The 7,565-nt window shown below is 74.0% G+C and carries 7 protein-coding genes; 4 read left to right on the top strand and 3 right to left on the bottom strand.

Features of this window, described 5'->3' with window-relative positions; genetic code table 11:
- Positions 1–2 precede the first annotated feature (2 nt).
- Positions 3–938 carry a Gfo/Idh/MocA family protein gene (locus HYE82_RS31280; protein ID WP_179177573.1) on the bottom strand — a complete coding sequence of 312 codons (936 nt, stop codon included), beginning with the start codon at positions 936–938 and terminating at the stop codon, positions 3–5.
- A 215-nt stretch (positions 939–1,153) separates the two neighbouring features.
- On the opposite strand from HYE82_RS31280, the gene glnII reads away from it, so the two are divergent.
- Together glnII and HYE82_RS31270 are read left to right on the top strand one after the other, a co-directional pair.
- On the top strand, positions 1,154–2,173 hold the full coding sequence (gene glnII, locus HYE82_RS31275) for a glutamine synthetase (RefSeq protein WP_179177571.1): 1,020 nt from the start codon (positions 1,154–1,156) through the stop codon (positions 2,171–2,173).
- Positions 2,174–2,768: 595 nt separating this feature from the next.
- Positions 2,769–3,410, top strand: coding sequence for a winged helix-turn-helix domain-containing protein (locus tag HYE82_RS31270; protein WP_179177570.1), 642 nt, complete (start codon positions 2,769–2,771; stop codon positions 3,408–3,410).
- Positions 3,411–3,483: 73 nt separating this feature from the next.
- Here HYE82_RS31270 and HYE82_RS31265 read toward each other — a convergent pair whose 3' ends face one another.
- Complete coding sequence (locus HYE82_RS31265) at positions 3,484–5,037, bottom strand: PepSY domain-containing protein (RefSeq protein ID WP_179177569.1); 1,554 nt, start codon at positions 5,035–5,037, stop codon at positions 3,484–3,486.
- A gap of 86 nt (positions 5,038–5,123) precedes the next feature.
- A complete protein-coding gene (locus HYE82_RS31260; RefSeq protein ID WP_179177568.1) occupies positions 5,124–5,978 on the bottom strand; it encodes a hypothetical protein in 855 nt (284 codons plus the stop codon).
- Between the two features lie 75 nt (positions 5,979–6,053).
- Here HYE82_RS31260 and HYE82_RS31255 point away from each other — a divergent pair, with 75 nt between their 5' ends.
- Both HYE82_RS31255 and HYE82_RS31250 read left to right on the top strand, forming a co-directional pair.
- Positions 6,054–6,644 (top strand): rhomboid-like protein, encoded by a 591-nt coding sequence (locus tag HYE82_RS31255; protein ID WP_179177572.1) that lies wholly within the window; start codon positions 6,054–6,056, stop codon positions 6,642–6,644.
- A gap of 63 nt (positions 6,645–6,707) precedes the next feature.
- On the top strand, positions 6,708–7,508 hold the full coding sequence (locus tag HYE82_RS31250; protein WP_179177567.1) for a tyrosine-protein phosphatase: 801 nt from the start codon (positions 6,708–6,710) through the stop codon (positions 7,506–7,508).
- Positions 7,509–7,565 lie beyond the last annotated feature (57 nt).

Below are 7,565 nucleotides of genomic sequence, written 5' to 3'. Positions count from 1 at the left end.
CCTCACGCCCCCAGTTGCCCCTCCGCCTCCGCCAGGATCTCCGTCAGCCGAGCCGCGAACCGGGCGTCGCGCGGGTCCGGGGCGCCGGTCCGGGCGGCGGTGAGCAGCGCGTCGAGCGCGCGCCCGTACGCGCCGGGCACGTCGGTCCAGTTGGGCAGCGAGAAGACACCCTCGGTCCCGCGCACCTCCAGCCCGACACCGGCCGCGGCGACGGGCGCGCCCAGGCTGAGTACGGCGGTGCTCGCCGCGCCCGAGGCGTGGCGCAGGGCCAGCTGGACCACGTCGCAGGGCCCGCGGGCGGCGGTGACGGAGGTGACGTCGCCCAGGACGGGGACCAGGACGGACAGCGCGTGGGGGCCGACGTCCCACAGTCCGCCCTTGGCCTTGCGCCAGGGCGAGTCGGCATACGCGCTGGGCGTGCCGTCGGGCGGGAAGACGGCGCCGAGCCAGTGGGCGGCGGCGGTGAACCAGCCGGCGCGGCGGGCCTGCTCCTCGACCCAGGCCGCGGCGGGCTCGGCGAAGCGGAGGGTGAGGAAGACGACGGAGGCGACGCCGTGCCGGTCGGCGGCGTCGGCGACGGCGTGCGCGTCCCCGACGGTCGTGGCGACGGGCTTGTCGAGCAGCAGTCCGCAGCCCGCGGCGGCGGCGCGCACGGCGAGGGGCGCCTGTACGTCGGGCGGGAGGGCGAAGGCGGCGACGTCGCAGTCGGCGAAGAGGGCGTCGGGGTCGTCGTACACCTTCACGCCGTACGCGTCGGCCAACTCGGCGGCGGCTTCGGGCCGGCGGCCCCACACGCCCGCGAACTCGGAGCCGGCGTGGGCGGCGAGGGCGGGGGCGTGGGTCCGGCGGGCCCAGGGGCCGGTACCCAGGAGCCCCACGCGGGGCCGGGCGGAAACGGCCGGGCGGGAGGACTCCGCGAGGCCGCCTGCGGGGGTCAAATCGTACGAACTGCTCACCCGCCCAGTTTGCCGCACCCGGGCGGGCGCTCCGACCGCAACCCGCACAAGCCACCCGACCTGCGGTGCAAACCCCGGTAACACGGGGTTCACACATGGGCAACGGCAGAGAAATCGCCACGGGGCACGCTGCGGTCTACACCGCAGCAGCACCCGCAGAGTCTGCACCGCAGCGACGCACCGTAAGGATGGGGCCCGTGAGCTACAAGGCTGAGTACATCTGGATCGACGGCACCGAGCCGACGGCCAAGCTGCGCTCCAAGACGAAGATCCTTGCCGACGGCGCCGAGCTGCCGATCTGGGGCTTCGACGGATCGAGCACCAACCAGGCCGAGGGCCACGCGTCGGACCGGGTCCTGCAGCCGGTGTTCTCCTGCCCGGACCCGATCCGCGGCGGGGACAACCTCCTCGTGCTCTGCGAGGTCCTGAACATCGACATGACCCCGCACGAGTCCAACACCCGCGCGCTGCTCCGCCCCGTCGCCGAGAAGTTCGCCGCCCAGGAGGCGATCTTCGGCATCGAGCAGGAGTACACCTTCTTCGACGGCCAGCGTCCGCTGGGCTTCCCGGTCGGCGGGTTCCCGGCCGCGCAGGGCGGCTACTACTGCGGTGTCGGCGCGGACGAGATCTTCGGCCGCGAGATCGTGGAGAAGCACCTCGACCACTGCCTGGCGGCGGGCCTGGACATCTCCGGCATCAACGCCGAGGTCATGCCCGGCCAGTGGGAGTTCCAGGTGGGCCCGCTCGGCCCGCTGGAGGTCGCGGACCAGCTGTGGATCGCGCGCTGGCTGCTGTACCGCACCGCCGAGGAGTTCAACGTCTCCGCGACGCTGAACCCGAAGCCGGTGAAGGGCGACTGGAACGGTGCCGGTGCGCACACCAACTTCTCCACGAAGGCGATGCGCGAGGACTACCGCGCGATCGTCGCGGCGTGCGAGGCGCTGGGCGAGGGCAGCAAGCCGCTGGACCACGTCAAGAACTACGGCGCGGGCATCGACGAGCGACTGACGGGTCTGCACGAGACCGCCCCGTGGAACGAGTTCAGCTACGGCGTCTCCGACCGCGGCGCGTCGGTCCGCATCCCGTGGCAGGTGGAGAAGGACGGCAAGGGCTACATCGAGGACCGCCGCCCGAACGCGAACGTGGACCCGTACGTCGTGACCCGGCTGATCACGGACACCTGCTGCACCGGCCTGGAGAAGGCCGGCCTGGTCTGACGCGGTTCCGAAGGAACCCCCGGAACCCCCGGAACCTCCCGAACCGCCGGAGTCCCGAAGCCCCGTGTGGGGCGGGGCGCGCGCCCGCCCTGCCCCGCACGGCATCACCACCCCTCATCGCCACCGCCACCGTCATCGCCGCCCGTATGCCCGCCAGGCCGTCCTTCGGCCCGGCGGGCATACGCGTGCTCGGGGTCCGGGACCGACCACGGCAGGACGGCGGCCATGTGACGGAGCGTCCGGGCCATCGCCGCCCCGGCGGGACCTTGATGGCTGAATCTGAGATTCCGGTCCATCTGCCGAGACGGAACCTGCCCCGGGCCAAGGGCATCTGCTTCAATGGGCGCATGGCCAGCCATGCGCACACCTCGACCGGTCGCAGCGACCTCGAGCCGTTCTGGCCGTCCCGTCAGGATCACGATTTCGACCGGGTGTGTTGCCGCGCGACGAACGCGCCGGCCCTCTAAAGCCTTCCGGGATCGACCACCACCCCTCCCCCGGGGCCTTCGGCCTGCGCGGTGCACCGAGGACGTACGCACGACGCAACGCACGCACGTCTCCTGCCGGCCACTTCGCGTGAAAGAGCTGACCACTCATGTCCCAGACCCGTTCCCTGACGTCCACCGCCTCCGCCGCCTCCGCTGCGACCGCCGCCCGCCGCTTCCCCTCCCCGGCACCGGCACCGACCCGCTTGCGGGCCGTGGCGCCGGACGAGGTCGCCCGTGTGACCGACCTGCTGCCGCCCGGCACCACCTGGCTGCCCGCGCCGCAGCACGCGGTGCCCGTGCTGCCGGGCCGGCCGCCGATGGTCGGCTACCTGGTCCTCGTACCGGCCGACCAGCAGCCTCCGCTCTCCTTCGCCCCACAGGCCGTTCCCGCCCCGGCTCCCGCCGCCTCCGCCTCCGCCTCCGCATCCGCATCCGCCTCCGAATCCCCCGACGCCGCCGCGGACGGTGCGGTCCGCATCGACACGGCGCGGCGCACCGCCGAGGTCGACGGCCGGGTGCTGGACCTCACCTACCTGGAGTTCGAGCTGCTGGCGCACCTGGTCGCGCACCCGCACCGGGTGCACACCAGGGACCAACTGGTGACCACGGTCTGGGGCTACGGCCACGTCGGCGACGGCCGCACCGTGGACGTGCACGTCGCCCGCCTGCGCCGCAAGCTGGGCGCGGCCCGCCGGGGGACGATCCAGACGGTCCGCCGGGTGGGCTACAAGTACGCCCCCGCCCCCTGATGACGACGGCGGGCCCGTACTCCCCCCTGCGGAATACGGGCCCACCGAGCTCTTCGGAACCTTGACCGGCCGGCTACCCGGCCGTCCTGGCGCGGCGCACCGCGACCGCTCCCAGCACCAGGTCGACCGCGAGGAACGCGACGAGGCTCATGCCGAGCAGCGGTACGAACCACCCGACCACTGCGGTCACGGCCGCGAGCGGCAGCAGCATGCCCACCGGCACCTTCCGCCAGGTCCCGCGCGAGGGCGCGCGGCCGACGGACAGCGTGCGGTCCTTGGTGGGCCGGCGCAGCCACCACATCCGGTAGCCCCAGAAGATCAGGAACATCAGCGCGACGGCGAGGGCGGCCAGGGCGATCTGGTTGGCGAGCCCGAAGGTCTGGCCCATGTGCAGGTCGATGCCGAACCGGGTCAGCTTGGCGAGGACGGGATAGTCGGAGAAGTACAGGACGTCGATGACCCTGCCGTCGGCGGGGTTGACGGCGACGGTGTCGAAGTTGACCGGGAACTCCTTGTCCTTCTCCTTGACGACGTACCCCTTGCCCTTGGCCGGCAGGGTGACCTGGAGGTCCTCGGTGGCGCCGGCGGCGCGGGCGGCGGCCACGGCCTTGTCGATGCCGATGTCGGCGGTGGGCGGTGCCGGGGGCATCTCCATGCCCTCGGTCATGACGTGGCCGGCGTGCTCGCCGCCGCCCGAACCGGAGTCTGCGCCTCCGCTCGGGGTGAGTGCGGCGGACACCGTCGGGGTGGCGCCGCCGAGGCGGTCCTGGAGCTGCCCGATGTTCTCGCCGGCGTACTTCGACCAGGTCAGCCCGGTGGCGGAGAGGGCCACGAGTCCGGTGACGGCCCAGAGGCCGACGGCGCCGTGCCAGGAGAGGGTCTTGCGGCGCCCGGTGGCCTTGCGGTCGGGCAGGACGAGCTGTGCCTTGCGGGAGCGGCGGCGGCCGATCCACAGGGCGAGGCCCCCGAGGGCGACCACCCACAGCCAGCTCGCGGCGAGCTCGCTGTAGTTCCGGCCGAACTCGCCCAGCTGGAGGCTGGCGTGGAACTCACTGAGCCAGGCGCGGACCGGCAGCGCGTCACCGGAGGTGGTCAGCACTCCGTTGACGCGGGCCGTATACGGGTCGACGAAGGCGGTGCGGGTCTGGCCCTCGGCGAGACCCGGGGCCTCCATGATCACGCGGGTGGTCGCCCCGGCGTCGGGCGCGGGCCAGACGGCGACGACCTTGCCGCCGGGCTCGGCGGCCTTGGCGGCGGATACCTGGGTGCTGAGCGGCACGGTGCTCTCGCCGACCTCGTCGACGGTCAGCTCGTGGGAGTAAATGATCTTCTCGGCCTGCCAGGACCCGGCGTAGAGGAGCCCGGTGGCGGCGGCGAGGAACAGCAGTGGGGCGATCAGGACGCCCGCGTAGAAGTGCATGCGCAGCAGCAGCGGCCGCAGCGCGGCCCAGGTGCCGGGCTTCGCGGCGGGGGTGCCCCGGGCGGGTTCGGGCGCGGCGCCCGCGCCCGTTGCGCCGGCTTCGCCGGCTTCGGCGGCTTCGGCCGCTTCGGTGCGGTCGGCGTCGGCGATGGTGGTGGTGGCGTCGGCGTCCCGGGTTCGGGCGCCTTGGGCCTCGTCAAGCGACATGGTCGTCCTAGGTGTGCGAAGGCATGGTGGACCGGCCCCTGGTCTCGCCGCTCGCCCCACCGACGGCAGGACGGAAGGTGCGCCGGTCAGGCGCAGGCAGGACGGCCGGGGGCCGTGGTGCGGAGGCTTCGCGGACGGGGCGGGCCGCGGCGTACGAGGGCGTGGGCGTGCACGGCACCGCGCAGCCCCAGCGGGGGTGCGTACGAGGGCCGCCGGCCGGAAGGGCGCGGCACCAGGGCGGCGCGCGCCCGCACCAGCGCGAGCGCGCGGGCGAGCGGTCGGGCGGCGAGCAGGACGGTGGCGCCGAGGGCGCGGGCGAGCCGGAAGACGGCGGCTTCGCCCCAGGCGAGCCAGGCGGCGCACAGCAGCCCGGCGAGGACGTGGGCGGCGATCATGCCGAGGCCGTCGTTCCCGGCCACGGCGGCAAGGTCGACCGGCCCGGCGGCAGCTCCTGCCGCTCCGGCCATGTCGGCCATGTCGGCCGTGCCCGGCATGCCGCCCACGCCGGTCGCAGCCGTAGCGGCGTGCGCGGCAGCCGTGCCGGCCGCATCGGCTGCACCGGCCGGATCAGCGGGGCGGACCGCGCTGAGCGCGGCTTCCACGTGATGGCGCCCCGGCATCGACCCGGGCAGGTGCCGCCCGGCGTGGTGGGCGGCGTGCCCGGCGACACCCCCGGCCGCGTTCCCGGCCCGGCCCGCCGAGAAGACCAGGTGGAGGACCCCTTGCACGGCGAGCACCGCCGCGCCGATCCCCACCGGTCCCCGGCGTCGCCGCGCGGCGAGCCAGGCGAGGCCGCCGGTCACGGTGAAGGCACCCAGAAGGCCCAGCGGCGGGATGTCCGTACCGGACATGTGGGCGTGCCCCGCTGCGCCCAAGGCGGTGCACACCGCCGCGAACATCGCGGCTCGTGCGGCGCGTATCGGCGCGGGGCTTTCTGACATGGCCGGATCATGCTCCCACAGCCCCCCGGCGCGGCACGCCGGAGGGGCGTGTCCGATCATGATCGGGTGAATCCGATGCCAAGGCCGCCGATAGCCGGCGCGGTGTACGCGGGCGGGGTCCAGCTCGGGGCGTACGCCCTGGAACGGCTGGCTCCGGCCGAGCGCGAGCAGATGCTGCGGGACTGCTCGACCAACGTCGACAACCTCTCCGCCGGGCGCTGGAAAACGCTGCTGAGCAGCGCCGTTGTCGTCGAGGAGCCCATGCCGCTGCCGTACGCGCTGCTGCTGGTCGCCGTCCTCGGGTACGCGGAGTACGCGTACGGGGTGTGGTGGACGGCCGCGGTGTTCCTGTTCGGACACGTCACGGCGACGCTCCTGGTCTACGGGGTACTGCGCGGGCGGGCCGGCCCGCAGACCCGGCGGGCCCTGGACGTGGGCACCAGCTACGGCTTCAACGCCGTGCTCGGGGCGCTGACCTCGGCACTTCCGGGCGGCCGGGTCCGTACGGCCGCCCGCGCCGGGCTGCTGGCGGTGGCCGCGCAACCGCTGCTGCGGCGCGGGCGCACCTTCACGGACGCGGGGCACCTGGCGGCCTTGGGGGTCGGCGTCGGGGTCGCGCTCGCCGTCGATTACCTATCCGGGAGGAAACGGCCGAAAATCGGATAACTCCGAACCTCGGACCGCCTCTCTTCACGCCACCCGCTCCCGCCGACCCATGGAGTCGCCACGATGACCGCCACCGCCACCCCCTCCACCACCGTCGCCAACCTCCGCGACCTCGGTGGAACGCCCCTCGCCGGCGGCCGCACCGTCCGCCACGGCCTGGTCCTGCGTTCGGGCCAGCTCGACCGGCTCGACATCGACGCCGACCCGGCCGTGGCCGCGCTGGGCCTGCGCACGGTCATCGACTTCCGCACCGGCGCCGAGCGCGCCGACCACCCGGACCGCATACCCGCGGGCGTGCGCCACCTGGTCGGCGACGTCCTCGCGGACAAGCTCAACTCCGGGAGGGTGCCCGCGGCCGCTCAGCTCAAGGACCTGCTCTCGGACCCCGTGGTGGCCGAGGAGCACCTGGGCGGCGGCAAGATCCAGACCCTGTTCGCGGACACGTACCGGGCGTTCGTGAGCACCGCGTCCGCGCAGGACGCGTACCGGATGCTGCTCTCCGAGGTCGCCGATCCCGAGGCGGGCCCGGTCCTGTTCCACTGCACGGCCGGCAAGGACCGCACCGGCTGGGGCGCGACGATCATCCTGTCGCTGCTCGGCGCGGACGACGACACCCTGATGGCCGAATACCTGTCGGTGAATCCTGCGGTCAAGCAGGCCTTCGCCCGGATGATCGAGGGCTTCACGATGGCCGGCGGCAACCCGGACATCGCGCTGGCGCTGATCGGGGTGTTCCCCGAGTACCTGGAGGCCGCGCTGGACGAGGTCCGCACGCGCTACGGCTCGATGGAGAAGTACGTACGCGAGGGGCTCGGCGTGTCCGACGAGGTGGTCGAGGCGCTGCGCACCCGCCTGACGGCCTGACGGCCTGACCTCCGACCTCCGGCCTCCGGCCCCGGTGCGCCGCCCCGGCCCCGGTTG

The organism is Streptomyces sp. BR123 (genome assembly GCF_013401435.1).
Taxonomy (GTDB): domain Bacteria; phylum Actinomycetota; class Actinomycetes; order Streptomycetales; family Streptomycetaceae; genus Streptomyces.
The sequence above is the reverse complement of the archived record's forward strand: the minus strand, read 5'-3'. Positions and strand labels throughout refer to the sequence as shown.

Excerpts from the sequence above, each read along its gene's own strand:
- HYE82_RS31260 (WP_179177568.1), bottom strand. The coding sequence starts at position 5,978 with ATGTCAGAAAGCCCCGCGCCGATACGCGCCGCACGAGCCGCGATGTTC.
- HYE82_RS31270 (WP_179177570.1), top strand. The coding sequence starts at position 2,769 with ATGTCCCAGACCCGTTCCCTGACGTCCACCGCCTCCGCCGCCTCCGCT.
- HYE82_RS31250 (WP_179177567.1), top strand. The coding sequence starts at position 6,708 with ATGACCGCCACCGCCACCCCCTCCACCACCGTCGCCAACCTCCGCGAC.
- HYE82_RS31255 (WP_179177572.1), top strand. The coding sequence starts at position 6,054 with ATGCCAAGGCCGCCGATAGCCGGCGCGGTGTACGCGGGCGGGGTCCAG.
- HYE82_RS31265 (WP_179177569.1), bottom strand. The coding sequence starts at position 5,037 with ATGTCGCTTGACGAGGCCCAAGGCGCCCGAACCCGGGACGCCGACGCC.